General features: G+C 66.4%; 20 protein-coding genes. 13 read left to right on the plus strand and 7 right to left on the minus strand.

The window, feature by feature from the left end; all coding sequences use genetic code 11:
• Positions 1–265: 265 nt before the first annotated feature.
• Positions 266–1,204, plus strand: coding sequence for a hypothetical protein (locus tag ACVOMH_RS05880; RefSeq protein ID WP_481551337.1), 939 nt, complete (start codon positions 266–268; stop codon positions 1,202–1,204).
• Between the two features lie 567 nt (positions 1,205–1,771).
• Positions 1,772–2,329, plus strand: a complete 558-nt coding sequence (locus tag ACVOMH_RS05885; protein WP_481551338.1) for a hypothetical protein — start codon at positions 1,772–1,774, stop codon at positions 2,327–2,329.
• Positions 2,330–2,611: 282 nt separating this feature from the next.
• On the opposite strand, the gene ACVOMH_RS05890 is transcribed toward ACVOMH_RS05885, so the two are convergent.
• Complete coding sequence (locus tag ACVOMH_RS05890) at positions 2,612–4,390, minus strand: amidohydrolase (protein ID WP_481551339.1); 1,779 nt, start codon at positions 4,388–4,390, stop codon at positions 2,612–2,614.
• Between the two features lie 284 nt (positions 4,391–4,674).
• On the opposite strand from ACVOMH_RS05890, the gene ACVOMH_RS05895 reads away from it, so the two are divergent.
• Positions 4,675–5,217 (plus strand): hypothetical protein, encoded by a 543-nt coding sequence (locus tag ACVOMH_RS05895; protein WP_481551340.1) that lies wholly within the window; start codon positions 4,675–4,677, stop codon positions 5,215–5,217.
• Positions 5,218–5,758: 541 nt separating this feature from the next.
• Here the strand turns inward: ACVOMH_RS05895 and ACVOMH_RS05900 are convergent.
• A complete protein-coding gene (locus ACVOMH_RS05900) occupies positions 5,759–7,954 on the minus strand; it encodes a TonB-dependent receptor (RefSeq protein WP_481551341.1) in 2,196 nt (731 codons plus the stop codon).
• 139 nt (positions 7,955–8,093) lie between these two features.
• Here ACVOMH_RS05900 and ACVOMH_RS05905 point away from each other — a divergent pair, with 139 nt between their 5' ends.
• Together ACVOMH_RS05905 and ACVOMH_RS05910 are read left to right on the plus strand one after the other, a co-directional pair.
• The gene (locus tag ACVOMH_RS05905) at positions 8,094–8,507 is read left to right on the plus strand and encodes a MerC domain-containing protein (protein ID WP_481551342.1); all 414 of its coding nucleotides are present in this window, start codon (positions 8,094–8,096) and stop codon (positions 8,505–8,507) included.
• 108 nt (positions 8,508–8,615) lie between these two features.
• The gene (locus ACVOMH_RS05910) at positions 8,616–8,798 is read left to right on the plus strand and encodes a 30S ribosomal protein THX (RefSeq protein WP_054659964.1); all 183 of its coding nucleotides are present in this window, start codon (positions 8,616–8,618) and stop codon (positions 8,796–8,798) included.
• Positions 8,799–8,944: 146 nt separating this feature from the next.
• On the opposite strand, the gene ACVOMH_RS05915 is transcribed toward ACVOMH_RS05910, so the two are convergent.
• The 3 genes from ACVOMH_RS05915 to ACVOMH_RS05925 all read right to left on the minus strand — a co-directional run bounded on the left by ACVOMH_RS05915 (position 8,945) and on the right by ACVOMH_RS05925 (position 12,267).
• Positions 8,945–10,192, minus strand: a complete 1,248-nt coding sequence (locus tag ACVOMH_RS05915; RefSeq protein WP_481551343.1) for an alkaline phosphatase family protein — start codon at positions 10,190–10,192, stop codon at positions 8,945–8,947.
• 66 nt (positions 10,193–10,258) lie between these two features.
• Entirely contained in the window at positions 10,259–10,771 is a 513-nt protein-coding gene (locus tag ACVOMH_RS05920; protein WP_481551344.1) for a methylated-DNA--[protein]-cysteine S-methyltransferase, read from the minus strand.
• Positions 10,768–12,267, minus strand: coding sequence for an AlkA N-terminal domain-containing protein (locus tag ACVOMH_RS05925; protein WP_481551345.1), 1,500 nt, complete (start codon positions 12,265–12,267; stop codon positions 10,768–10,770). Before ACVOMH_RS05925 ends, ACVOMH_RS05920 begins: the two co-directional genes overlap by 4 nt.
• 167 nt (positions 12,268–12,434) lie before the next feature.
• On the opposite strand from ACVOMH_RS05925, the gene ACVOMH_RS05930 reads away from it, so the two are divergent.
• The 4 genes from ACVOMH_RS05930 to ubiM all read left to right on the plus strand — a co-directional run bounded on the left by ACVOMH_RS05930 (position 12,435) and on the right by ubiM (position 15,858).
• Positions 12,435–13,547 carry a COG3904 family protein gene (locus ACVOMH_RS05930; protein WP_481523023.1) on the plus strand — a complete coding sequence of 371 codons (1,113 nt, stop codon included), beginning with the start codon at positions 12,435–12,437 and terminating at the stop codon, positions 13,545–13,547.
• Between the two features lie 67 nt (positions 13,548–13,614).
• Positions 13,615–14,148 carry a DUF4019 domain-containing protein gene (locus tag ACVOMH_RS05935; protein ID WP_481551346.1) on the plus strand — a complete coding sequence of 178 codons (534 nt, stop codon included), beginning with the start codon at positions 13,615–13,617 and terminating at the stop codon, positions 14,146–14,148.
• Positions 14,149–14,216: 68 nt separating this feature from the next.
• Positions 14,217–14,609, plus strand: a complete 393-nt coding sequence (locus tag ACVOMH_RS05940; protein ID WP_481551347.1) for an MAPEG family protein — start codon at positions 14,217–14,219, stop codon at positions 14,607–14,609.
• A 67-nt stretch (positions 14,610–14,676) separates the two neighbouring features.
• Positions 14,677–15,858: a 5-demethoxyubiquinol-8 5-hydroxylase UbiM gene (gene ubiM, locus ACVOMH_RS05945; protein ID WP_481551348.1), complete on the plus strand. Its 1,182-nt coding sequence runs from the start codon at positions 14,677–14,679 to the stop codon at positions 15,856–15,858.
• 15 nt (positions 15,859–15,873) lie between these two features.
• Here the strand turns inward: ubiM and ACVOMH_RS05950 are convergent, their stop codons facing one another.
• Entirely contained in the window at positions 15,874–16,095 is a 222-nt protein-coding gene (locus ACVOMH_RS05950; RefSeq protein ID WP_054658474.1) for an RNA-binding S4 domain-containing protein, read from the minus strand.
• A gap of 175 nt (positions 16,096–16,270) precedes the next feature.
• Here ACVOMH_RS05950 and ACVOMH_RS05955 point away from each other — a divergent pair, with 175 nt between their 5' ends.
• The 4 genes from ACVOMH_RS05955 (at position 16,271) to ACVOMH_RS05970 (ending at position 21,796) form a co-directional block, all read left to right on the plus strand.
• On the plus strand, positions 16,271–18,205 hold the full coding sequence (locus tag ACVOMH_RS05955) for a DEAD/DEAH box helicase (protein WP_481551349.1): 1,935 nt from the start codon (positions 16,271–16,273) through the stop codon (positions 18,203–18,205).
• Between the two features lie 888 nt (positions 18,206–19,093).
• Entirely contained in the window at positions 19,094–19,891 is a 798-nt protein-coding gene (locus ACVOMH_RS05960; RefSeq protein ID WP_481551350.1) for a TlpA family protein disulfide reductase, read from the plus strand.
• 22 nt (positions 19,892–19,913) lie between these two features.
• Positions 19,914–20,729 carry a thiol:disulfide interchange protein DsbG gene (dsbG, locus tag ACVOMH_RS05965; RefSeq protein WP_481551351.1) on the plus strand — a complete coding sequence of 272 codons (816 nt, stop codon included), beginning with the start codon at positions 19,914–19,916 and terminating at the stop codon, positions 20,727–20,729.
• A gap of 77 nt (positions 20,730–20,806) precedes the next feature.
• Positions 20,807–21,796 (plus strand): cation diffusion facilitator family transporter, encoded by a 990-nt coding sequence (locus ACVOMH_RS05970; RefSeq protein ID WP_481551352.1) that lies wholly within the window; start codon positions 20,807–20,809, stop codon positions 21,794–21,796.
• Between the two features lie 168 nt (positions 21,797–21,964).
• On the opposite strand, the gene ACVOMH_RS05975 is transcribed toward ACVOMH_RS05970, so the two are convergent.
• Positions 21,965–24,028, minus strand: a complete 2,064-nt coding sequence (locus ACVOMH_RS05975) for a 3-hydroxyacyl-CoA dehydrogenase NAD-binding domain-containing protein (RefSeq protein ID WP_481551353.1) — start codon at positions 24,026–24,028, stop codon at positions 21,965–21,967.
• Positions 24,029–24,186 lie beyond the last annotated feature (158 nt).

The raw sequence follows: 24,186 nt of genomic DNA on the forward strand, positions 1-24,186 counted from the left end.
CTGACCATCTCCAGCGCCCCCTATTTACTTGGTGCTGTTGCTAAAGCTATTGGGCAATAATGCCCATATTTTCTGGCGGCGGTGCCCGGTTGGACGGCTGCAGGTAATGAAGCTAGGTAGGACGAGTTGGACTCATCAAACCAGCATCATGAAAAATTCAAACGCGCTGGGTTGTTTGGGCTAACCCAACCTACGGTCCTAACCCAGCCAACTGCCCTGCCGCTGAAGGGACGTTCAGAATGTGAAGCGATCATGGAGAACCTAGATGAAGATCAAGACTGAGATCGGTGTCAGGCGGGTCAAGTCGGACGGGGAGGAAGTTATCCGGACGATCTCTGAAGATATAGAGATTGTTGATGGCAACACTGAAAGCCTTGGCTCTATGGCTGAGCTTACCTCGCGTCACGCACAGGGTTGCATTTACTGCGGATCGACTGATCAGCTCTCCAGTGAGCACATCGTCCCGTTTGCTTGGGGAGGCACGGTCCAAGTCCACAACGGCTCATGTGAAGCATGCCGCCTGATTACCTCAAAATTCGAAAACTACGCACTGAATGATGGTGCGATGGCGCATGTTCGGAAAGCGATAGGGCTACCATCCCGATCCAATCATAGGAGCGTGACGGGCCCCGTCGATATGGCAATAAAGGGCCAAGACGGCCAGGCGTTGGCGATCAAAGCAGGCACAGATACGCCGGCAATACTCGGGTTCCCGTTGTTCGTGAGGCCGGGCCTGCTGAGCGGCGATGGGACACGTATGACCTTGGATCTGGAGGGGATTGCAGCAGCGGCATTCGGCGCAGATTTATCGACTTTTATGAAAGGCCATTCAGCAGCTGGCGTTGTGCAGCGTGAAAGCGCAAAGCGTGTCATGGCTTTCGCCCGGACCATCGCAAAGATCGCTTACGGCTGGGCGTGGCGGGATGGCGTGATCGAGCGACTGGGTGATGCGGGTGGTCTAGTCGACGCTTTCATGCGCTCTCCAGAGCGCTTGGGAGCCTTTCTGGGAACTAAACCATCCCCCTACGAACGCTATTCTGGCTGTACGCTTCGGATCGAATACAAGCTATCGATGCCAAGGCAGTTCGTCTATTTGGAAGTCCAGATGTTCGCCGACACGGCTGCGCCGATATACGAGGTAGTGCTGGGTCGCGTGGATACCATGCGGGAGTGGCGAAACCTCCGGCAGAGCTTTTATCGGTAGCTGCTCACGAATCGCCGGTTTAAGGCGTCTTGGCGCTAATGTAAAGCTGATCTTCTAGTGCGTCGATCTGTTAAGACCAGTGAGCCTTGTGTTTCAATCAGCGCATCCCGCCATCGCCAACGAAAGCAGCCGTTGACACAAGGAAGGGAAGTTGGAGCATTAGGGATGTCTATCGAGGGTAGAGAAGGGTGCTTTCGACCCGCAACCTACCTAGTATGGTTCAAAAAGAAGGGGGCCTTTTGGCCCCCATCCCCTGGTGTCGCCAACCGTCAGAAAATGCCGAGGGTTTTGAACACCGTCAGCAAAAATCCGACAGGCAGACAGAGCTTCACCGCAAACTTGCGATTAAGACCCTGGCGGCTTTGCCAGCTGGCTGACACGTCCAGTAGAACCATAAAGGCCTCCTTTATCGTGCTCCCCGGGCCCTTGGACGCGCCATCGGGGATTAGCCAGTTGATGAGATTTTGTCTTTAAACGGAGACAGGGCCCCACCAACCACGCGCCGTGCGATTAGTTTCCCATAACCGAGGTCGGAATCGAAGATGCCCGCTATCTAGCAGATAGTGGTTGCTGAGCGAGGGCCTGACGATATCCTGGGCGCACTGTTTGTTTGGTGCTGTCGCCCAAGCCGGGGGGGGGGCGGAAACGCCCGGATCTCTTGGCGTTGGTGCCAGATTCGATGGCTGCAGGTACCGCAGCGGCGCATCGGTTTTGCGCGGCGCGGCGCGGCGCGCCGCGGCGCGGCAGGAGCAGGAGCAGGAGCAGGAGCAGGAGCAGGAGCAGCAGGCGGCCCTGCCGACCGGGCGCTCGGCCCAGCTAACGCGTGATCCCCCGGCATCGCTTGCCGGGGCGCAATCCGATATTGAACACATTTTCAGAACAATCGAGCAAAAATCGGTCGAGGCCGAACAAAAATCGCTCGCGGTCGACCGAAAAATGGTCGTGAACGACCGAAAATCGGTCGACGTCGAGCAAAAATCGGTCGTGCACGACCAGAAATCGGTCGGCATCGACCGAAAAATGGTCGTCGTCGTCCGGAAATCGCTCATGCACGTCCAGGAAATGGTCGCCGTCGACCGGGAAGCGGTCGTCGATGACCGTAGATCGCCCGTCGTCAGTCGCTAGCTGGCCGCCGCCTGACAGGAACCGCTTGCCCGCGCCCGCCAACGGCTGAGGCAATGACTGGCTGGTGCTGGTCGCTTCCGCCGCCAGACCCTGTCAATCCCACCGGGCCGCCGCTTGCCGCTGCCGGCGCTGTAACCGGGCAATCCCATTCGGGTGGTGCTTGCCGCTTCCGCCGCTAAACCGGGCAATCCCCCAGCCGGCGCTCAGCACTCCTATCCTCCGGCCGGTGCTTGCCGCTTTCGCAGGCCTGACCGGGCAATTGCGCCCGGCCGGCTCAGGAACTCAGTGATGGTGGCCGAAGCCGGTGTCGGCCAGGCGCCGGGAACATTCCGGGTTGTCGGCGCAGGAGGTGCTGGTGCTGGCGGTGTCGCCGGCCGCGTCATAGACCACTTCGCCGTCCTTGATGGTCTGCAGCACCTTGATGCTGTGCAGGTCGGCGTGGGCGATGGTCAGCGGGTTGTCCGAGAGCACCACCAGGTCGGCGCGCTTGCCGGTTTCGATCGAGCCCTTGCTGTCCTGTTCGGCGTACTGCTCGGCGGCCCACAGCGTCAGTGACTTGAGCGCTTCCAGCGGCGTGACCCGCTGGTCCGGGCCGAGCACATAGCCGCTGCGGGTGGTGCGGTTGACGGTGGCATCGAGCACCCGCATCGAATCGGGGAACACCACCGGCGCGTCGTGGTGGGAGGTGAACTTCATGCCGGCATCCAGCACCCAGCCGGTGGGCGAGATGTTTTCGGCGCGCTCCGGCCCCAGCACCGATTCGCGGTGCCAGTCGCCCCAGTAATAGGTGTGCATCGGAAACAGCGACGGGAAGATGCCGAGCCGGGCGATCTGCGGCACCTGGTCGCGGCGCATCGTCTGGCCGTGGACCAATACCGGCATGAGCTTCTTGCCGGGATGGGCCTTCTCGGCTGCGGTCACGGCGTGGATGAACTGGTCGATGGCCGCATCGCCGTTGGCGTGGGCCAGCACCTGCCAGCCGCGCTCCCAGGCGCGGTTTATCAGGTCATCGGCCTGGGCGTTGGTGAAGATCGGATAGCCGGCGTAGGACGGCTTCTGGCCTTCGGGTACCTGGTAGTAGGGCCGGGTGAGCCAGGCGGTCTTGCCCTGCGGCGAGCCGTCCAGGGTGATCTTGACTCCGCCGATGCGGAAGTGGTCGGTGTACTGGTGGCTGTAATAGGGCCCCTGCATGGCCGGGTTGCTCAGCGCGACATCGATGTTGGTGTAGGCGACCACGTCGATTTTCAGCTTCCCGCTCTTGCCGGCCAGCGGCAGCATCGCCAGCGTGCCGGCATCGGTATTGCCGTCCTGGGCGGTGGTGTAGCCGTGTTTCATATACAGCGCCTGGCCGGCTTCGAGCATCGCCATGGCCTCGTCCAGCCCGAGGGTGGGCATCAGCTTGGCCAGGGTGAGGTTGTGCGCGTTCTCCTCCATCACCCCGTTGGGCACCTTGGATCCGGCTTCGCGGCGGATAACCCCGCCTTCCGGATCGGGCGTGGCGGCGGTGATACCGGCCACCTCCAGCGCCTTGCTGTTGTAGGCGCCCAAGTGGCCGGACTGGTGCATCAGGATCACCGGAATCTCGGTGGTGATGGCATCCAGTTCCTCGCGCGTGGGATGGCGGCGCTCGGCCAGCTGCGAATCGTCATAGCCGAAACCGATCAGCACCTTGTAGCCGCGCGGACCGGCGGTCTGGGTGTAGAACTGGCGCATGATCCGCTGCAGGTCGGGGATCGAATTGCCCTCGCCATCGGGGGCGGGCAGCAGGTTGGCCGACAGCGCCTGCAGGCCGGTACCGGAGACATGGCTGTGCCCGTCGATGAAACCGGGGGTGAGGGTGTGACCCTGCAGATCGATCTGGCGCGCGGTGGGGCTGAAATCCAGCGCCGCCCGCCGGCTGCCGACAAAGGCGATCTGTCCGTCGCGCACCACCACCGCCTCGGCCTGCGGCTGGCGGTCGTTGATGGTGAGGATGGTGCCGCCCGAGTACAGCGTGTCGGTGGCGCCGGAGGCGGGGGCGGCCAGCGCGGCCAGTGCGGAAATTGCCAGATGCAGTGCCATGGGAAGCCTCCAGAAGGGCGGGGTGCCGTCCCCGCAAGGGCGGCGTCATGGGCACCGTAACACCGCAGGCCGAAGCGGTTGGTGACATTTCAGGCCGGCGCGCCACCGCCACCGGCCACGCCCCAGCGTCGGCGCGGGGTGAGCTCCTGCGGGGAGGTGCGGACCGGAATGTCCGACCTTGGCGCGGGCCGGGAAAATCGGCCGATCCGGCAATGTTGGCATTCGGAAAGAGCGCCCGGCGATAACCGTTACGCTGGACCCTCACGGCGGCACAAGGGGCCCGAATGCGCAGCGTTATCCTGAAGGTGATTGTGATTGGCGCGATGACGCTGCCCGGTGCATGGGCGGCCGAGCCTGCCGGGCAAGCGCAGATGATCCAGCGGGTGATCGAAGTCACCGATCCCTGCCAGCGGCGGCAGTTGCTGCTGGCGGTCTCCGCCGACATTCAGGAGTCACGGGCGACCGCACAACTGCAGAGGGACGGCGGTTCGACCGCGCTGGCGGCATTGGCTTGGCAGAATCACCTGCTGTACGTGTTCGCCGGGCTGGCCGAGCAGTGGGATATGGCCGCGTGGTTCACCCAGGGCACGCAGTTGGCCGCACAGACCCGCGCGGGCGACGTAGCGTCGGAAGCGGCCGCCGTGCGCCTGGCCGCCTGGAAACAGGACGGGCAGCGCCTGCGGAGTGCGCCGATAGCCGGCGTGGTGCCCGGTGACTGCCCGCAGATGCCCAGGGCGGTGGAGAAACTGCGGGCCGACCTGCGCCGCTGGATCGTGCGGCAGGCACGGGCCAATGGCAGTGCCGGCTTGGAAGAGGCGCCGCGCTGAGGCCGCGCCGCGCGGGCTCAACGCACGGTCGGCGCGCCGGCCGGCAGACGCACGGTGTGGATGGGCTGGTTCACCAGCGCCGCGGCAACGGCCAGCGGTATGCCGGCGTACCCCATCCAGCGGCAGTCGCCGCCGTACTGCAGCGCCGCGTGGTCCGGCCACGGCCGAAGAAACTACCGGTCTGGTGCGCCGGCAGTATCGGCCGGAACAGCGTGCCCCTATGCGGGGACCGAACAGCTTGACGACCGGCCCAGTGGTGGTCGGCGCCATCGCCCGTCAGCTGAGGCCATGCGTGGCAGTGAACAGGCAGAACGTGGTGGGCGTTGGCGGCGACACCAGGGACAGCGCGATCAGCGCCGTGCGGCATGACGTACCCGCAACCCGGTGCGAGGACTGCTCGATCTGGGGCCGTGGGGATCGCAAGGGTGCGGGAGTCCGGGCCCTGCGCCTATGTCCTAAGCCCCCGGGTTTTGGAGGCCGGCTTCTGGATAAGGAAAGGGAGCCTTGCGGCTCCCTTTCCTTGGGCGGAACGCGGATTGGCTCAGAAGTACGCGCGGATGCCGAACGCCACGCCACGGCCCGGCAGCGGCGCGTAGTCGCGCAGCAGCGAGGTGTGCGGGCGCGCCTGGCGGTCGGTGAGGTTGCTGCCGTCCAGGAACAGCTCGTAGCTGTTGCTGCCATTGCGGTCCCAGCGGTAGGCCAGGTGCGCGTCCACCAGCGTGTAGCCGTTGCTGGGGGCTTCGTTCAGGGCCACGTCCTTCTGGCGGCTGTAGCGCACCGCGCCGAGCGAGGCGCGCCAGCCATCGCGCGACCAGTGCAGGTCTGCGCCGATCCGGGCCGGGGCGATGCGCGGCAGGTAGCCGCCGTTGGCCAGCTCCACGCGGTAGTGGTGGGCGTGGCCGCCGTGCGGTACGGCGATATCGACGGCGCGGCTGCCACGGCCATCGAGTTCGGCTTTCACGTAATCACCGAACACACGCAGGTCCCAGTCACCGCTGCCGCCTTCGAGCATGTGCCAGGTGGCCTCGGTCTCGGCGCCGAGGAAGGTGGCATCGTGCTGGGTCCAGGTGCGCACCGGCAGGCCGTCTTCGACCACGCCGGTATCGGCCAGGTAGATGAAGTCCTTGAAGCGGGTCTGGTAGATCGAGGCACTGAAGTCGATCCGGTCGTTATGGGCGTGCAGCCCCAGCTCGACGCGCTGGCCGCGTTCGGTATCCAGGTTGGCGTTGCCGATCTCCAGCGAACGGGTGGCGATATGCGCACCGGCCGCGTACAGCTCCTCGTTGCTGGGTGCGCGCTCGGAAGCGTCCACGCCAAAGCGCAGGTCGAAACTGTCGTTCAAGGCCCAGATGCCGGACGCGGAGAAGTTGCTGGCACCGAAGCTGCGGCCGCGCTGGGCATCGTCCGGATCGAGCTGGATGCGGTCATGGCGCGCGCCCAGTTCCAGCTTGAACGGGCCGAAGCTCTTTTCCTGCAGCACGAACAGCCCGACGGTATCGGTGGCGGTACCGGGGACGAAGGCCTCCGCGCCGCTGGCGCCGAAGTCGCTACGGCCGACCTGCAGCCCGAAGGCGCCGTCCCAGCCAGCCAGCGGCTGCTGTACCGCTTCCAGGCGCGCGTCGAAGCCCTTGTTGGTGAAGCGGGTCGACGGCGTGCCGGCTTCCAGCTCGGTGTGCTCGTAGTCGGTATAGCCGCCGCGCAGGGTCAGGCTCTTGAGGAACGCGGTGGGGTTGTACAGGCCGCCCTTGAGCTCGAACCGGTTCTGCACCATGTCGATGCGCACGTCGTGTTCGCCATGGTCGTCGGGCTCGTCGGCATGGACATCGGCGCCATGGTCATGGTCGTGGTCACCGTCGATATGCACGTGTGCGCCGGCGGGAATGCCGTAGTTGCTGCGGTAGGTGCCCAGCGAGGCGCCGAGGAAGGCCGAATCGCCCAGCCAGGTGGCGCCCACGCCGCCGGCGCGGGTGCGGATCGCGCTGTTGTGCAGACGGCCGCGGGTACCCAAGTCAGCGTCGGGTTCGGCGTGCGCGTCGTGGTCATCGGCATCCAGCACCTGCGGGTCCATCGCATAGCCGGGGATGCGGTAGTCGTCGCTGTTGCGCACCAGTCCATCGACATGCAGCACGACATTGCCGTTGACGCCGTCGAGCCGGAACATGCCGCTGCGCTCGTCATTGACCGAGTTGCCACGCAGCTCGGCGCGGCCGCTGAGCGGGCGATCGGGCAGGTCGCTGGCGATGCGGCCATCGACCACATTGACCGCGCCGCCAATGGCGCCGCTGCCGAACAGCAGCGTGGCCGGCCCCTTCAACACCTCGATCTGGTCTGCCAGGAACGGTTCGATGCCGGTGGCGTGGTCGGCGCTGACCGTGGAGGCGTCCATGCTGCCGATGCCGTTGGCCACCACCGCCACGCGCGGGCCTTCCTGGCCGCGGATGATCGGCCGGCCCACGCCCGGCCCGAAGTAGCTGGTCTGCACCCCCGGGAGTTTGGCCACCGTGTCGCCGAGCGTGCCGGACTTGTGTTCATCCAGATCGTTGCCGGCCAGTACCGCCACCGGGCGGGCCAGCGACTCGGCCGAGCCCTGCAGGGGCGAGGCGGTGACTTTCACCGCCGACAGCTCGGTCAGCCGATGGCTCGGACCGGCGTCCTGGTCGGCCGCGGCGGCGATACCGGGCAGGGCGGCGAGCAGGGCCAGGAACAACAGGTGATGCGGGGTATGACGAGGATGCATGACAGGGCTCTTTTGTTACTTTGTATCACTGAGGGGGTGTGCTCATCCCGCGGCGACGTGGACGAAGACGCAGGTGGCAGCGGGGATTTCCAATTATGTTATATTATTCCATAACGATTCGCCGACCCTGCTGGAAGTCATGCACCTGCCCCCCGCCGCCCGCCAGTTCCTTGATCGCTTCGGTGCGACGGGCTCGTTGCTGTGCGCGGTGCATTGCGCACTGTTGCCGGCGCTGCTGGCCGTGGCCCCGGCGCTGGGGCTGTCGTTCTGGTTGAGTGACGGCGTGGAAGCGATGATCGTGAGCTTCGTGACCCTGCTGGGCCTGTTCAGTCTTATCTGGGGCTACCGCCGGCATCGCGCGCTGCAGGCGCTGGCATTGCTGGTGCCGGGGCTGGTGCTGCTCTGGGCGGGCCTGCTGTATCCGGAGCTGCACCATTCCAGGGTGCCGCACGCGGTGGTGATGACGCTGGGCGGGGTGCTGGTGGGCTTGGCGCATCTGATGAATCTGCGCCTCAACCACGTGCACGTGCACGACGCCAGCTGCGCACATTAAGGGGCGCGTGATAGGCTCTGCACTCATTGCGCGGGGGCGCTTGTTGCGGCCTCGCCGAACCCGTGGAAACACGGGGTAATCTGGATTTCAAACTGAGGAGTTGACGACATGGGTAAGGGTGACCGCAAGACCGCCAAAGGCAAGCGCTACAACGCCAGCTACGGCAATGCGCGTAAGCACGTGCTGAGCAAGGTGGCCGTGGGCGCCGCTGCGCCGGTCGCCAAGAAGACTGTCGCCAAGGCGCCAGCAAAGAAGGCTGTGGCCAAGAAGACGGTTGCCAAGGCCGGCTGATCCAGCCGCCATTGGATGAAAAAGCGGCGCTTGCGCCGCTTTTTTTGTGCCTGGAAGCTGCCGGCGGGTGTCGCGTCAATCCCGTCGCTACCCAGCCAGCGCACCGGCCTGAAGTCCTAGGCGCGCCGGCAGGTGTCCAGTTGCGCTCAGTCGGACTGGCGCAGCGCCGGCAGCAGCGCCTTGGGATCGCCATCGTTGGGCCGGGCCGGAATGCCGATCAGCCGGGTCAGCAGCGGATAGAGATCGACGTTGTCGAACGTGCCCAGCTGCTTGCCGCGGGCGAAGGACGGGCCGCGGGCGACGAATACCGCCTGCATCGACGGCAGCGCCGGATCGTAGCCGTGCGAGCCGCGGTCGCCGGGCGCGCGCCTGGCGATCATCTCGCGGGTCAGGGCATCCCAGCCTTCCTGCATCTGGCAGACGATGGGTGGCACGCGCGGATGGCTGCCGTAGTGCCAGCGCGCCGGCAGCTGGGCCTTGTTCCAGCACTGGTAGTGGGGATGTTCGCCGAGCAGGTATTTTTCGGCCTCGGCCTGTTTGCCCGGTTGCGGTGTGAAGCCCACCGACTGCCCGACAGAAACCACCATCGCCACTGCCGGCGGCACCATGTCCTGGGTGGCGATCTGCTGGCCTTCCTTGACCGTGGCCATGCCGTGGTCGGAGACCACGATCAGGTTGGTGCGATCCAGCAGGTCCGCGCGGCGCAGGTCATCGACCAGCTGGCCGATGGCGTTGTCCACTTCACGCAGTGCGGCGGCGTATTCGGGTGAATCCGGGCCGTGCGCATGGCCGGCCTGGTCGACGTGTTCCATGTAGCCGGCGACAAAGCGCGGAGGAATGCCATCGGGTGCGCCCTGCAGCCACGCCAGCAGCTGCTGCATGCGTGCCGGCAGCGACACGGCCTCATCGTACGGTTGCCACTGGTCGGCATGCAGGCCGTGGATCGGTGCTTCGCTGCCGGGCCAGGACCAGGTGGCGCTCTTGAGCCCGGCCTTGCGCACGCTGACCCAGATCGGCTCACCGCCTTCCCACCAGGCCGGATTGCGTACCGCTTCGCGGTCGCTGAGCCGGAACTCGCCCAGCGGCTCGGCGTTCATCGCATTGTGGATCAGGCCGTGATGGTCCGGACGCAGGCCGGTGACCAGGGTGTAGTGGTTGGGAAAGGTCAGTGACGGGTATGACGGCCGCATGCCCACACTGCGTACGCCTTCACTCGCAAGGCGGAACAGGTTGGGCGTGTGGGTGGCATCCACTTTGTCGGCGCGCAGGCCATCGACGGACAGCAGCAGCACGGTAGGCGGGAGGGGCGGAGCGGAAGCGGTGCGCGGCGTGGAAGCGCAGGCGGCCAGCAGGGCACAGGCCAATACGGCCGCAGGAAAACGGATCGAAATCATCGCGACATGATACGTCCACGGGATGACCGTACCAATACGCCGTTGGGCGTATTGGAGTGTGCCCGATCAGTCGAAAAGATCCGCCGCGACGGCGTCCGCGATGCCGATTCCTTCCAGCTGCAGCAACGCGGCTTTGGTCGGCAGTCCGCCGCCGAAACCGGTCAGCGCACCGTTGTTGCCGATCACCCGATGGCACGGCAGCACGATCGGCAACGGATTGCGGCCGTTGGCGGCGCCCACCGCGCGGGCTGCGGCGGGGCGGCTGATGCGTTCGGCCAGTTGCCGGTAGCTCCAGGTCGCACCGAACGGAATCTGCGCCAGCGTGTGCCAGACCTGCAGCTGGAAGTCGGTGCCGACCGGTGCCAGGGCCAGTTCGAACTGGCGCCGTTGTCCGTGCAGGTATTGCAGCAACTGCCGGCGTGGTTCGGCTATCGCATCGGGATCGCGCTGCCAGCGCTCGCGGCCGCGGGCGTCGTGGCGGTTCTCGGCGAACAGGATGTGGCGCACGCCCTGTTCATCGGCGGCCACCGTCAGCTGGCCGATCGGGCTGTCGAAGCGGTCGAAGTACACAGGACTCATGCGCAGTTCTCCGGGGAATCCACGGCGGGGGAGGATGGCGTTTTTCCGGGGGCGGCGGCCAGATGCCAAAGATGCAGCACCGCATAGGCGCGCCAGGGACGCCACGGCTGCGAGCGGGCCTCGGTGGCGCGTTCGCCCAGACGCTGGCCTTCCCCCAGGACCTGCTGCAGGACCAGATCACCGGCCGGGAAGGCATCGGGCATGCCCAGCGCCCGCAGTGCCATGTAGTGCGCGGTCCACGCGCCGATGCCGGGCAAGGCGGTGGCCTGCTGGACGAAATGTTCCAGCGTCTGCGCGCGGCTGAACTGCAGCCGGCCCTCGGCGCAGGCGCGCGCCAGCGCCCGCACGGTGGCCGCGCGGCTGCGCGGCAGGCCGATGGCTTCCAAGGGCGCATCGGCCAGTTGCGCCGGCAGCGGGAACTGGCGATCCAGGCCCTCGGGCATACCGTCGAGATGGCCGCCGAACCGCTCGACCAGCCGCCGTGCCAGCGTCGTGGCTGCCGCCACACTGACCTGCTGGCCGAGCACGGCGCGCACCGCCACCTCGAAGCCGTCCCAGCCACCGGGAATGCGCAGACCGGGGCGTTCGCCCAGGCCACGCGCCAGCAGCGGTTCCTGGACAAGGCAGGCGTGCACGGTGGCCAGATCCGCATCCAGATCGAACACCCGCCGCACCCGCGCCACGATGGCCGGGATCGCCCGGGGATCGCTGGTGCCCAGCTGCAGGCGCAGTTCGTGGCGACGCGGATCGGCGCTGACCCGGATCAGGCTGGCACTGCCGCCGATGACGAGCACCCGCCGGTAGCTGTCGGCATCGATCTGCTCGATGCCGGGGATCGCGCGCTTGCGCAGGAACGCGAGCATTGCCGGGAAATCCAGTGGCGGCCGGTAGGCCAGCCGCAAGACCGGCTCGCCGCCGGGCACGGCGCCATGCTGGCGGCGCAGCGCGCCCGGCGGCATGCCGCAGCCGGCCAGAAACGCACTGTTGAAGCGGCGCAGGCTGTTGAAGCCGGCCGCCAGCGCCACCTCGGTCACCGGCAATGCGGTCTCGGTGAGCAGCTGCTTGGCCAGCAGCAGCCGCCGGGTGGCGTGCAGCTGGGCCGGGGTGGCGCCCAGCCGGGCGACGAACAGCCGCTGCAGCTGGCGCGCGCTCAACCCCATCGCCGCGGCCAGCGCCGAGACCGGCTGCTCCTGCAGGATGCCTTCGTTGAGCAGCGCCAGGGCCTGGTGCAGGGTGTGGTCCTGCAGCAGGCTGGCATCGTCGGGCGAGAGTTCCGGCCGGCAGCGCAGGCACGGCCGGTAGCCGGCCGCGCTGGCGGCGGCGGCACTGGGGAAGTAGCTGACGTTGCGACGGTGCGGCACCGGCGCCGGACAGACCGGCCGGCAGTAGATGCCGGTGCTGCGTACGGCGGTATAGAACAGGCCGTCAAAGCGCGCATCGCGGGCCAAGCGCGCCTGTTCGCATTGCTCGTAGCTGGGCAGGGCGGGGTTGTGCATGGCCCCAGTCTAGGGCGCGGCGGGGACCGGTACTGGCCATTTCCGGACATCGCTGCCGAGGATGAATCCTCGTTTAGGCCCGATTGCGGCGCTGGGGGCTTTGCGCACCTAGACTGTCCGCTCTTTCCGGCGCGTGTTGCGCCGTCGCACGGACCTGATTGCTCTCCATGTTGCCCAGATTCTGGTGGTCGCCGTTGTTGTGTGTCGGGCTGCTGGCCTGCAATCCACAGGAGCAGGACAAACAGCCGGCGCCCGACCCGGCGGTGGCGCAGGCGTCCGACGGTGACCACATGGTGTCGATCAATGTCACCGATGTGCCGCGGCCGGCCCCGGTCGCGGTGCCGGCCAAGGACCGTGACTGGCCGGAGGTGGCGCTGGAGAACGACAGGGTCTGGATCAGCTGTGACACCGACTACGCCGGCGAAAACGGCGATGGCGCGGCACTGGAAACCCTGGATCGCCAGGCCATGGAGACGGCGCTGGCGCCGTGCAAGGAGCGCGGCCTGCTGCGCGTGCGCTATGCCGGCAAGATCAACCCGACGTTCGCGGCGCTGATGGCGCGGCTGGCGATCGTGGCCGAATCGATGGGTATCGACCGGCGCATCCTGGATCTGGATTCCAGCGGCGGCCAGGTGGAAGCGGCGATCGTGGCCGGCGACAGCATCGGCGAGTCCGGCTGGACCATCTGGGTGCGGGAGGGCTCGATCTGCCACAGCGCCTGCGTGTTCGTGCTGGCCGCCGGCGACAACCGCCTGATCGCCGGCAAGGTCGGTATCCACCGGATGATGCGGATCAGTTCCACCGCCACCTCGCGTGCGGAGTTGAACAAGGAGCTGCACGAGGTCTATGACAACGTGAAGGACTACCTGCAGCGCAACGGCGTGGCGGTGGGGGTGGCCGACCTGATGATGACCGTGCCCAACCGCAGCGTGCGTCTGCTCAGTGCCGAGGAACTCAAGCAGTTCGGGCTCGATGGCACCAACGCGGTACAGGACGATCTGGAGCGGATCAAGCAGATGCGCAAGTGTGGCGATGATTTCGTGCGCCGCAAAGACGCGTTCCTGATCGCCTTCGATCGCGACTGCAAGGCCGAAGGCGCCGATCTGGACGCGGTGAACACCTGTGGCCAGGCGTTGAAGCAGCGTTTCGGATTCCCGGATGAGACCTGCCCGGATGAAAGCCCGTTGTCGGAAATAGATACCGCGCTGCTGGCGCTGCCCTCGTCCCCGGTGCAGGCGGCAGCCACCGCGCAGGTGCCGGCCCCGCCAGCGGTGCACTGAGCAGTAGGCCCATCACATCGGGCGGCATAGACTGCCGGTTCTTCCACGCAACGCCATGGGGTGCATCATGCGGTCCAGTCGTCTGTTGATACTTCTGTCACTGAGTTTGCCGGCGGGTGTGTTGCTGGCCCAGACACCACCTCCCGCTACCGCCAGGCCAGCGGCAGCGCCCGCTGCACCGGTTGCGCGGACCGCCCCGGCGCTGACGCCCGCCCAGCAGGCGCAACAGGCCCGGCAGGATGCGGAGATGACCCGCGCTGCACAGCGCGTGGCGCAGATGATCGATGACAATCAGGCCGCCGAGGTCTGGGACGGTGCATCCCCGGCCGCCCGCAAGGCCGTTTCCCGCGACCTGTTCGCCAGCAGCGTCAGCGCCGACCGGGCCAAGCTCGGGGCACTGGTGGCGCGGGGCAAGCCGTCCATCACCCGTGTGCAGTATCCGGCCGGCGCCCCGGTACCGGAGGGCATCTACGTCAACGTCAGTTTTCCCACCCGCTTTGCCAACAACGCCCAGCCGGTGCGTGAGCTGGTGTCCTTCCGGCTGGACGAAGACAAGGTATGGCGGGTGTCCGGCTACAGCGTCAGAGCGGCGGCCGGCTGATTCGGTGTTGTAGGTCAGTCGGGGCCTGGCCCACGGCCAGCCCCGCGCATTCATGCGAGGAGGGGACAATGGATATCGAAATCCGCGCGCTGGGCTGGGCGGTGGTGCTGGGAATCTTGCAGATGATGCTGGCAGCCACTGCCAGCACATCACAGCGCGGGCTCAAATGGAACGTGTCGGCCCGTGATGGCCAGGCGCCTCCCCTGACCGGGGCGGCGGCGCGCCTGCAGCGGGCCTGGGCCAATTTCCTGGAAACCTTCCCGTTGTTCGCCGCAGCGGTATTGGCGGTGGTGCTGCTGCACCGGCAGAACCCCTCCACCGCGCTGGGCGCGCAGCTGTACCTCTGGGCGCGGGTGCTCTACGTGCCGCTGTACGCTGCCAGTATTCCCTACCTCCGCAGCCTGGTCTGGGGCGTGGCGATGGCCGGTATCGGGATGCTGGTGTGGCCGCTGTTGACCTGATCCAGATCAATGTCTTGTGGCGGAGGCGGTCTTAGCCTGCACCGGGACAGGAACGAGGAAGCAGGTGATGCAGAGCGTGGATGTGCTGGTGGTGGGGGCGGGCCCGGCCGGGTTGTGCTTGACCCGCAGTCTGGCCGGCAGTGGGTTGTCGGTGGCGCTGGTCGAACAGCAGCCGCATGCGGCATTGGCCACTCCGGCATTCGACGGTCGCGAGATCGCCTTGACCCACGCGTCCCGGCAGATCCTGCAGACATTGGGCATCTGGCAGCGGATCGCGCCGGGCGATATTTCCCCGTTGCGTCGTGCCCGGGTGATGAACGGCACCTCGCCGTTCGCTCTGGGGTTTGCGGCCGAACGCGAGGGGGTGGCCGAGCTGGGCTGGCTGCTGCCCAATCACCTGATCCGCCGCGCGGCCTGGGAGTCCGTGCAGGCCCAGGCCGGGCTGGAGGTGATCGATGGCACCTCGGTCACCGCGATCACGCCCGGCGTCGAGGCCAATACCGTCACCTTGGCCGATGGCCGGCAGTTGTCGGCGCGGCTGGTGGTGGCCGCCGACAGCCGCTTCTCCGCGACCCGGCGGATGATGGGCATCGGCGCGCAGATGCGCGATTTCGGCAAGTCGATGCTGGTTTGCCGGCTGCACTGTGAGCGTCCGCACCGGCACGAGGCGTGGGAGTGGTTCGGGTATGAACGCACCCTGGCGATGCTGCCGCTGCCCGGCGATCAGGCTTCGGCCGTGATCACCCTGCTGCCCCAGAAGCTGCAAGCGCTGATGGCGATGGAGGAGGAACAGTTCGGCCGCACCGTCACCGGTTTCTTCGAGCAACGGCTGGGACAGATGCAGCTGGCGGGAACCCGCCATGTGTATCCGCTGGTGGGGGTCTACGCGCAGCGTTTCGCCGGTCCGCGCTATGCCCTGATCGGCGATGCGGCCGTTGGCATGCACCCGGTGACCGCCCATGGGTTCAATCTGGGGCTGCAGAGCCAGCACCGGCTGGCGCAGCAGCTGCGTCGCGCCGCCGAGGCCGGTGCCGATATCGGTGCAAAGGCGCTGCTAGCCCGGTATGAGCGCGGCCATCGGCTGGCAGCGCGGCCGCTGTACGAGGCGACCAATGCCATTGTCAGCCTCTACAACGACAGCCGCCTGCCCGCGCGTCTGCTGCGGGGCGCGGCGCTGCGCGCGGCCCATGGCGTGGCTCCCTTCCGGAAAATGATTGCCGCCCATCTGACCCAGCGGCAGTCCCTGTGAACAGGGCGGGGCGGCTCAGGCCTCCCCGGTCACCCGGATCAGCACATCGCCCAGCTGCACCTGCTGGCCGGCGCGGATCTTGCACGCCTTGCGCAGTTCCACCGCGCCATCGACCTGGACCTGGCCCTCGCCGATAATCACTTTGGCTTCACCGCCACTGGAAACCAGATCCGTCAGCTTCAGCAGCTGCTTCAGTTCGACGTATTCACGGTCCAGCTCGAATTCGATGGTCTGCATGGTGTTCCCACGATAAAACGGGCGTTATTGTGCGCCAATTGCAGGCCGCCCGGGCGGCCGAGTGCTTGCGCCAGCTGAACGGCCATGCGCCCGCCCCGCGACAACGCAGTGCGTTTGGGCGCACAATATGCGTCTTTTCGCCCGCCCGTTCGCGGTGTGGCCCCCGGAGTTACCCATGTCCCAAGAATCCCCCGCACCGCTGCTGTTCGCAGATCTCGGTCTTTCCGAGTCTGTGATGAAGGCGGTAGCCGCAGTCGGCTACGAATCCCCGTCCCCCATCCAGGCTGCCACCATCCCGGCAATGCTGGAAGGCCGTGACGTACTTGGCCAGGCGCAGACCGGTACCGGCAAGACCGGTGCTTTCGCGCTGCCGGTGCTGTCCAATATCGACCTTTCCGCCACCAAGCCCCAGGTCCTGGTGCTGGCACCGACCCGCGAGCTGGCCATTCAGGTCGCCGAAGCGTTCCAGAGCTATTCGGTCGCCATGCCCGGCTTCCGCGTGCTGCCGGTCTACGGTGGCCAGCCCTACGGCCAGCAGCTGTCGGCCCTGCGCCGCGGCGTGCACGTCGTGGTCGGCACCCCCGGTCGCGTGATCGATCACCTCAACCGCGGCACGCTGGACCTGTCCGAGCTCAAGACGCTGGTGCTCGACGAAGCCGACGAAATGCTGCGCATGGGCTTCATCGACGATGTCGAGGCCGTGCTCAAGAAGCTGCCGGAGCAGCGCCAGGTCGCGCTGTTCTCGGCCACCATGCCGTCGGCCATCCGTCGCATCGCGCAGACCTACCTGCGCAATCCGGTGGAAGTGACCATCCAGTCCAAGACCACCACCTCGGCCAACATCCGCCAGCGCTACTGGTGGGTGGCCGGCATGCACAAGCTCGATGCACTGACCCGCATCCTGGAAGTGGAACCCTTCGACGCGATGATTGTCTTCGCGCGTACCAAGGCCGCCACCGAAGAGCTGGCCGAAAAGCTGCAGGCCCGTGGCATGGCCGCCGCCGCCATCAATGGCGACATGCAGCAGGCCCAGCGTGAGCGCACCATCCAGCAGTTGAAGGAAGGCAAGCTCGACATCCTGGTCGCCACCGATGTGGCCGCCCGTGGCCTGGACGTGGAGCGCATCAGTCACGTGCTGAACTACGACATCCCGTACGACACGGAAAGCTACGTGCACCGTATCGGCCGTACCGGCCGTGCCGGTCGCAGCGGCGAGGCGATCCTGTTCGTCACTCCGCGCGAAAAGGGCATGTTGCGCTCGATCGAGCGCGCCACGCGCCAGCCGATCGAGGAAATGCAGCTGCCGAGCGTGGATGCGGTCAACGATCACCGCGTCACCAAGTTCCTGGAGCGCATCGGCCAGGCGATGGCCTCCGGCGACACCGATTTTTACCGTGATCTGGTGCAGCGCTACGAAAGTGAAAACAACGTGCCGGCGATCGACATCGCTGCCGCGCTGGCCAAGCTGCTGCAGGGCGATACTCCGTTCCTTCTGGCGCCGCCGGTGCGTACCGGGATGCGCGAGCAGCCGGCTGGCCGCAACGAACGTCCGGCGCGTGACGGCGGTTTCCCGCGCCGTGAGGAGCGTGGCGAGCGTCCGGCCCGGTTCGAGCCGCGTTTCGAGCGTGCTCCGCGGCATGACGAGGGCGAGCGTGCTCCGCGTCCGCCGCGTGGCGAAGGCGAGTTCGGTGAGCGTCCGCGTCGTGAAATGGCGCCGCGCAGTGCCCCGGAAGTCGGCATGGAAACCTTCCGTATCGAAGTGGGCCATATGCACGGTGTGAAACCGGCCAACATCGTCGGCGCGATCGCCAACGAGGCCGGACTGGAAAGCCGTTTCATCGGCCGCATCGACATCCATGATGACCACTCGGTACTGGATCTGCCGGCGGAAATGCCCAGCGATGTGCTGCAGCACCTGAAGAAGGTCTGGGTGTCCGGCCAGCAGTTGCAGATGCGCCGGGTTGAGGAAGGCGAAGAGCAGGGCGGCGCCGCGCCGTCGTTCAAGCCGCGCTTCAGCAAGAGCGGGCCGAAGCTGGCCGGTCGTCCCGGTGGCCCGGGCGGCCCGCGTCGTGACGGTGGCTTCAAGCCGCGCGGTCCGCGCAACTTCTAAGCCGCGTCCGGCCGTATCCGGTCACCAAGACAGCCCCGGTCCGCCGGGGCTGTCCTGTTTTGGCCGGTGAGTTCGCAATGTGGCGGCGTAAACCCTGTCGCCGGGGTGGCAACGGTTAAGCAGGCATGCCGAGGGATAACTCGGGCGCGAGATGATTGTGCCTACTGTCGACTTGCCGGCCCGGCACCGTGCACGCTGTCTGCATTGATGTGGCGGGTTGCGGTATTCCGGCCCATCACCCACGCTCTGCAATCTGGTCTGAGCAGAATCAATAGGAAGCCCGTTACAACGCTGCGGTGGGCTGGCGCGATGTCTGAGCTGCATCGCGATCTATCGGCATATCCGTCTGTATTGGCGGCTCGGAAGATCACGATGCAAGCGGTGCGTCTGTTTCCGAGAATTTACCCGGCAAGGCGCTGGTCGATCTGCGCTGTGACGTCTGGATCCTGACAGGATGTAGGTCGCGAGCAAGGCGATACGGACAGGTGTACCCGCAGTGCGCGGCTATCGGGCCATGAGGCAAGTGCTCAGCACTTGCGGCGGCTTCGCGTGTCCAGGCAGGCCTTGGGCGGAAGCAGCGAGACCTTGAGCGGTGTGCTGGAGCGGTACTCCGCAAGCAGGAGTGCAGGTTCGAATGTGTCTGCACGATTGCATCCGTTTCGCCCAACTGGCGATCGAGGATGCGCCATGATCTCCAACTGTCCCGAGCGTGAGCTTCATGGCTATTCGGTGGGGCCACTGCGGGGGTTGGTTCAGCCTGAATCGGCTGCTTTCGTCCATGCTGTTAACCATGACTTCTGCTTTTCTGCTCGCACAACCTGCCGGCGCGGGCCGATCGCTTCCACGACTCCTACCTGACAGGCCTGTCAGCGCTGTGGAGCGTGTGTCGTGATCAGTGCCGGTCCATTTCCCTTGATGGCGCTGGTCGCACTGGCGGCGCTGGCAGTGGCCTGGGGCTTGGCGCGGGGAGTGACCGCCGACGCTGGCGGCCTGCGCAGCCGTGTTGGGGCGATCGTGCTGGATGCGTTCCTGTGCGGATTGCTGGCGGCCCGGCTGGTGCATGTGCTGTGGCATCTGCGCGATTATCTTGCCGATCCGGTATCGATCATCCGCTTGGGCGATGGCGGTTTCTCCATCACTGCCGGGATCGTGGTCGCTGCTCTGTACGCGCTCTGGAAGACGCGCCATCCGGTGCCGCGCAAGCCGGTGCTGCTGGGGCTGGTGGCCGGTGCCGCGTTCTGGCTGATCGGCGGCATGGTGTTGTTCGCGGTGCAGCGATCTACGGTGAGCATGCCCGTGGCGGTGCTGGCGGATCTGCAGGGGGCGCCGGTTCCGCTTGACCGTTACAAGGGGCGCCCGCTGGTGTTGAATCTGTGGGCGACCTGGTGCGGCCCGTGCCGGCGCGAGATGCCGGTGCTGGTGCAGGCGCAGCAGGGGCATCCGTCGGTGAATTTCGTGTTCGCCAACCAAGGGGAAACGGCACAGGAAGTGGCCGATTATCTGCACATGGAGAAGATGTCGCCGGCCAACGTGCTGCTGGATGCCGAGTCGGAGGTCATGCGCCAGACCGGTGCCCGTGCGCTGCCCACCACCTTGTTCTTTGACGCCGACGGGCGTCTGGTCCGCGCCCATATGGGTGAACTTTCACGTGCCACGCTGGAAGCCCGCGTGCGCGAGATCCAATAGCCGTTCCATTCCGAGGTTGATGATGATCCGTTCCCGTCCCGCGCTGCTCCTGCTTGCGGCCGCCTTGCTGGCTCCGGCCGCCAGCGCCCGTGACGCCACCCCGGCGGCGGTACCGGTTGCCGCGAAGAAATCCGCCGATACCGCCGCAGAGCCGGCGGTGGTCAAGACCCTGCGCGAGCAGGGCGTGGAGTTCATGGGCACGTTTGAAACGCCGGTCGGCCTGACCGGCTATGCCGGTGTGGCCGGGCAGGAACCGTTGGCGGTGTATGTCTCGGCCGATGGCCAGTACGCGGTGGTCGGCACGCTGGTCAACGCCAAGGGCGAGGATGTGAGTGCTGCCAAACTCAAGGAGCTGGTGCAGGGGCCGATGGGGCAGAAGGCATGGGCCGCGGTGGAGGGCAGCCACTGGATCGCCGAGGGCAAGGCCGATGCGCCGCGCATCATCTATTCCTTCAGTGACCCTAATTGCCCGTACTGCAACCACTTCTGGCAGGCCGCAAGGCCGTGGGTGGAGTCGGGCAAGGTGCAGATCCGGCAGATCCTGGTCGGCGTGATCCGCGAGGACAGCGCCAACAAGGCCGCCGCGATCCTCGGTGCCGCTTCGCCGGTGGATGCGTTGCTGGAGAACGAGCGGAACTTCGCCAAGGGCGGCATCAAGCCGGCGCCGACCGTTCCGGCCGAGGTGCAGGCCAAGCTGCGCGCCAATGAGATGGCGATGCTGGAACTGGGCTTCCAGGGCACGCCGGGCATCGTGTTCAAGGATGCCAGCGGCCTCGTGCAGCTGCGCTCTGGCATGCCGCAGGGCAAGGATCTGGAAGCGGTGCTCGGCCCACGCTGAGGGATGGCCGCGGCGGCGATGTAATAGTCTCCGCCGCTGGCGGCTGACTAAGCTGACCCGGTTTCCCGGAGTCGATCATGAGCCACGACCACAATCACCTGCCCAGCGAGATCCGCCACGAGAAGCCCCTGTGGTGCGCGCTGGGGCTGACCACCTCCTATCTGGTGGTCGAGGTCATCGGTGCGTTCTGGACCAACAGCCTGGCGTTGCTGTCCGACGCGGCGCACATGGCCACCGATGCGATCGGCCTGATGATCGCTCTGACCGCGGTGCGGCTGAGCCGACGCCCGCCCGATGCGCGGCGGACCTATGGCTACGCCCGGCTGGAGGCGCTCGGTGCAGTGGTCAACGGCCTGTTGCTGGCCGGAGTTGGCGTCTACATCCTTGTGGAGGCCGTGCAGCGCTTCCAGCAGCCGCAGGCTATCGCCTCCACCGGCATGATGTGGGTGGCCGCGTTCGGCCTGGTGGTCAATCTGATCGCGATGCGCCTGCTCAGTGCCGGCAGTGGCGAGAGCCTGAACGTCAAGGGCGCCTATCTGGAAGTATGGAGCGACATGCTCGGCTCGGTGACGGTGATCGCCGGCGGTCTGGTCATCCATTTCACCGGCTGGACCCTGGTCGATCCGATCCTGGCGGTACTGATCGGACTGTGGGTGCTGCCACGTACCTGGGTGCTGCTGCGCGATGCGATCAATGTGCTGCTCGAAGGGGTACCCAACGGCGTGGTGCTGGCCGATGTGGGACAGGTGCTGCGGGGGCAGCCCGGGGTTGCCGACATCCACGATCTGCACGTGTGGGCGCTGGCTTCCAGCACGCCGGCGTTGACCGCGCATGTGGTGATGCGTGACGGGCAGGAGGCGGACGTGTTGCGCCGGCAACTGGCCGCCCTGTTGCACGCGCGTTTCGGCATCGACCATGTGACGCTGCAGGTGGAGGTGGACCACTGCGGCGATGACTGCGCGCAGGTGAAGCCGCAGACTGCGGACGATCACGATCACGATCACGATCACAAAGACCATGCGCATGGGCCGGATCGTCAGGGGCATCATGGCGCGGTGCATCGCTGAGTGTGCGAGAGCAGCCGGCGCCGCGACGCCTGCATCAATCCGGTTGCGGGCCTCCCGCCGAGGTCAGTGACGTCAGCGTCGTCGATTGCCTGCCTTTTAGCGTCGCGGTCCATCCGCAAGAAAAACGGAGCCGTCAGGCTCCGTTTTTCTTTATGGTCCCCTCCGGGATCAGGCCACCGGTTCGCGCAGTACCGGCAGCTCCCAGCCCGGCCGCGGCGCGAAGCGGTCGCCATAACGGCCCTGCAGGGTCTTGAGCTTTTCCACCAAGCCATCGGCACCGGCGGCGCGGATGTGCTGGATCGGGCCGCCGCGGAAGGGGGCAAAGCCGGTGCCGAAGATCACGCCCGCATCGAGCAGGTCGGCATCGGCGACCCCCCCGTCGTGCAGGCAGGCCACCGCCTCGTTGAGCAACGGCAGGATCAGGCGATCTTCCAGATCCGACGGCGCCTGGTAGTCCTTGGCCACTTCCGGCTTCACCGCGCGGCCGTTTTCCCACTTGTAGATACCCTGGCCATCCTTCTTGCCGCGCTTGTTCGGCTCGACGGTCGCCAGCGCGGCCGGGATCTGCAGGCCCAGGAACGGCGCCAGCTCCTTGCCCACGCCTGCCGCCACGTCCAGACCCACCGTATCGAGCAGTTCAATCGGGCCCATCGGCATGCCGAACTTGACCGCGGCCTTGTCGATCACCGGACCGGGAATGCCTTCGGCATAGGCGGTGGCGGCTTCGAGCATGTACGGGAACAGCACGCGGTTGACCAGGAAGCCCGGGGTGCCGGCCACGGGCACCGGGAACTTGCCCAGCGCCTTGCAGAACGCGGCCAGGCGTCTTTCGGTTTCCGGGGCCATGCCGTCGTGGTGGATGATCTCCACCAGCGGCATCTGTGCCACCGGGTTGAAGTAGTGCAGGCCGGCAAACTGCGCCGGTCGCTGGATGTGGTCACGCAGCTCGACCAGCGGAATCGACGAGGTATTTGTGCTCAACAGCGCATCGGCCTTCATCTTCGGCTCCAGCGTCTGGTACAGCGCACGCTTGGCTTCCGGGTTCTCGATGATCGCCTCGATCACCAGATCGGCCTCGGCCACGCCGTCACCGGCCAGATCGGCCTTCAGCCGCGCGACGACTTCCGGGCGTTTGGCCGGGTCTTTCACTTTCTTGTCGAACAGCGCCTGCGCGCGGGTCATGGCCGGGTCGATGAAGCGTTGCTCGCGGTCCTGCAGGGTGACGCTGAAGCCCTTGTAGGCCGCCCATGCGGCGATATCGCCGCCCATCACGCCGGCACCGACCACATGCACGTGCTTGATGCCCGAATCCTTGCCGCCCAGACCCTTGAGCCGTTCGGTCAGGAAGAAGATGCGGATCAGATTGCGCGCGGTCGTGCTGCTGGCCAGTTTGACCACGGCGCGGCGCTCGGCGTCCAGACGCTTCTGGATCGGGCTGCCGCCGGTGCACTCCCAGGTGCTGATCAGCGCGTAGGGCGCCGGGTACTGGTCCTTTCGGGCCTTGCGCGCGACCTGCTTGGCCATCTGCGGGGCAAGGATCTTGCGGGCCAGGAAGGTATTGGTGGCCCAGGCGGTGGCGCGCTGCTTGAACGGGCGGCTCACGCCGGTCTGCAGCAGCGCGATGGCCGCATCGACCAGCACCGCCGGGGCGGCGACCTTGTCGACCAGGCCAATCGCGCGCGCGGCCGAGGCCGACAGGGTGCGGCCGGTCAGCATCATGTCCATCGCCGCCGGCGCACCGACCAGCTGCGGCAGGCGCGCACTGCCGCCCCAGCCGGGGAAGATGCCCAGCTGGGTTTCCGGCAGGCCGATGCGGGTGGAGGCGTCATTGGACGCCACGCGGTAGCGGCAGGCCAGCGCCAGCTCGGTGCCGCCGCCCAGGCAATGGCCGTGGATCGCGGCGACAGTCGGGCAGGGCAGCTCGGCCAGCTTCTGGTAGACGTTCTGGCCACGACGGATGGCGTCGTTGACCGTACCGCGGCGGTCGAACTCCTGGAATTCCTTCAGGTCGGCGCCGGCGATGAACCCGGCCGGCTTGGTCGAGCGCACCACCACACCCTTGGGTGGATCGATGGCCAGGCGTTCGACGATATCGCCCAGTTCCAGCAGCACGTCCTGCGACATGGCGTTGACCGGACTGTCCTTGCGGTCGAGGCTGAGCACGGCGATGCCGTCTTCGCGCAGTTCGGTGTGCCAATGATTGAAGCGGAGCCCATCGAAGCCTGAAAGCATGGGACGTTCCATCCGGTTGTGTATGGAGAAGATCGCTATGATCCAGAGGTTGTTTCCCCGGCGTCAAATCCCAATGCTTGGGTATGTGATGCGCTCGCGCCGTCTGGCACTCCTGTACACGCTATCCGAACGGGAGTTAAAAGCCGGTGCGCCCCCTT

The sequence above is a fragment of the Stenotrophomonas sp. STEN013 genome, assembly GCF_056760355.1.

Excerpts from the sequence above, each read along its gene's own strand:
- ACVOMH_RS05880 (WP_481551337.1), top strand. The coding sequence starts at position 266 with ATGAAGATCAAGACTGAGATCGGTGTCAGGCGGGTCAAGTCGGACGGG.
- ACVOMH_RS05890 (WP_481551339.1), bottom strand. The coding sequence starts at position 4,390 with ATGGCACTGCATCTGGCAATTTCCGCACTGGCCGCGCTGGCCGCCCCC.
- ACVOMH_RS05895 (WP_481551340.1), top strand. The coding sequence starts at position 4,675 with ATGCGCAGCGTTATCCTGAAGGTGATTGTGATTGGCGCGATGACGCTG.
- ACVOMH_RS05900 (WP_481551341.1), bottom strand. The coding sequence starts at position 7,954 with ATGCATCCTCGTCATACCCCGCATCACCTGTTGTTCCTGGCCCTGCTC.
- ACVOMH_RS05905 (WP_481551342.1), top strand. The coding sequence starts at position 8,094 with ATGCACCTGCCCCCCGCCGCCCGCCAGTTCCTTGATCGCTTCGGTGCG.
- ACVOMH_RS05910 (WP_054659964.1), top strand. The coding sequence starts at position 8,616 with ATGGGTAAGGGTGACCGCAAGACCGCCAAAGGCAAGCGCTACAACGCC.
- ACVOMH_RS05915 (WP_481551343.1), bottom strand. The coding sequence starts at position 10,192 with ATGATTTCGATCCGTTTTCCTGCGGCCGTATTGGCCTGTGCCCTGCTG.
- ACVOMH_RS05920 (WP_481551344.1), bottom strand. The coding sequence starts at position 10,771 with ATGAGTCCTGTGTACTTCGACCGCTTCGACAGCCCGATCGGCCAGCTG.
- ACVOMH_RS05925 (WP_481551345.1), bottom strand. The coding sequence starts at position 12,267 with ATGCACAACCCCGCCCTGCCCAGCTACGAGCAATGCGAACAGGCGCGC.
- ACVOMH_RS05930 (WP_481523023.1), top strand. The coding sequence starts at position 12,435 with ATGTTGCCCAGATTCTGGTGGTCGCCGTTGTTGTGTGTCGGGCTGCTG.
- ACVOMH_RS05935 (WP_481551346.1), top strand. The coding sequence starts at position 13,615 with ATGCGGTCCAGTCGTCTGTTGATACTTCTGTCACTGAGTTTGCCGGCG.
- ACVOMH_RS05940 (WP_481551347.1), top strand. The coding sequence starts at position 14,217 with ATGGATATCGAAATCCGCGCGCTGGGCTGGGCGGTGGTGCTGGGAATC.
- ubiM (WP_481551348.1), top strand. The coding sequence starts at position 14,677 with ATGCAGAGCGTGGATGTGCTGGTGGTGGGGGCGGGCCCGGCCGGGTTG.
- ACVOMH_RS05950 (WP_054658474.1), bottom strand. The coding sequence starts at position 16,095 with ATGCAGACCATCGAATTCGAGCTGGACCGTGAATACGTCGAACTGAAG.
- ACVOMH_RS05955 (WP_481551349.1), top strand. The coding sequence starts at position 16,271 with ATGTCCCAAGAATCCCCCGCACCGCTGCTGTTCGCAGATCTCGGTCTT.
- dsbG (WP_481551351.1), top strand. The coding sequence starts at position 19,914 with ATGATCCGTTCCCGTCCCGCGCTGCTCCTGCTTGCGGCCGCCTTGCTG.
- ACVOMH_RS05970 (WP_481551352.1), top strand. The coding sequence starts at position 20,807 with ATGAGCCACGACCACAATCACCTGCCCAGCGAGATCCGCCACGAGAAG.
- ACVOMH_RS05975 (WP_481551353.1), bottom strand. The coding sequence starts at position 24,028 with ATGCTTTCAGGCTTCGATGGGCTCCGCTTCAATCATTGGCACACCGAA.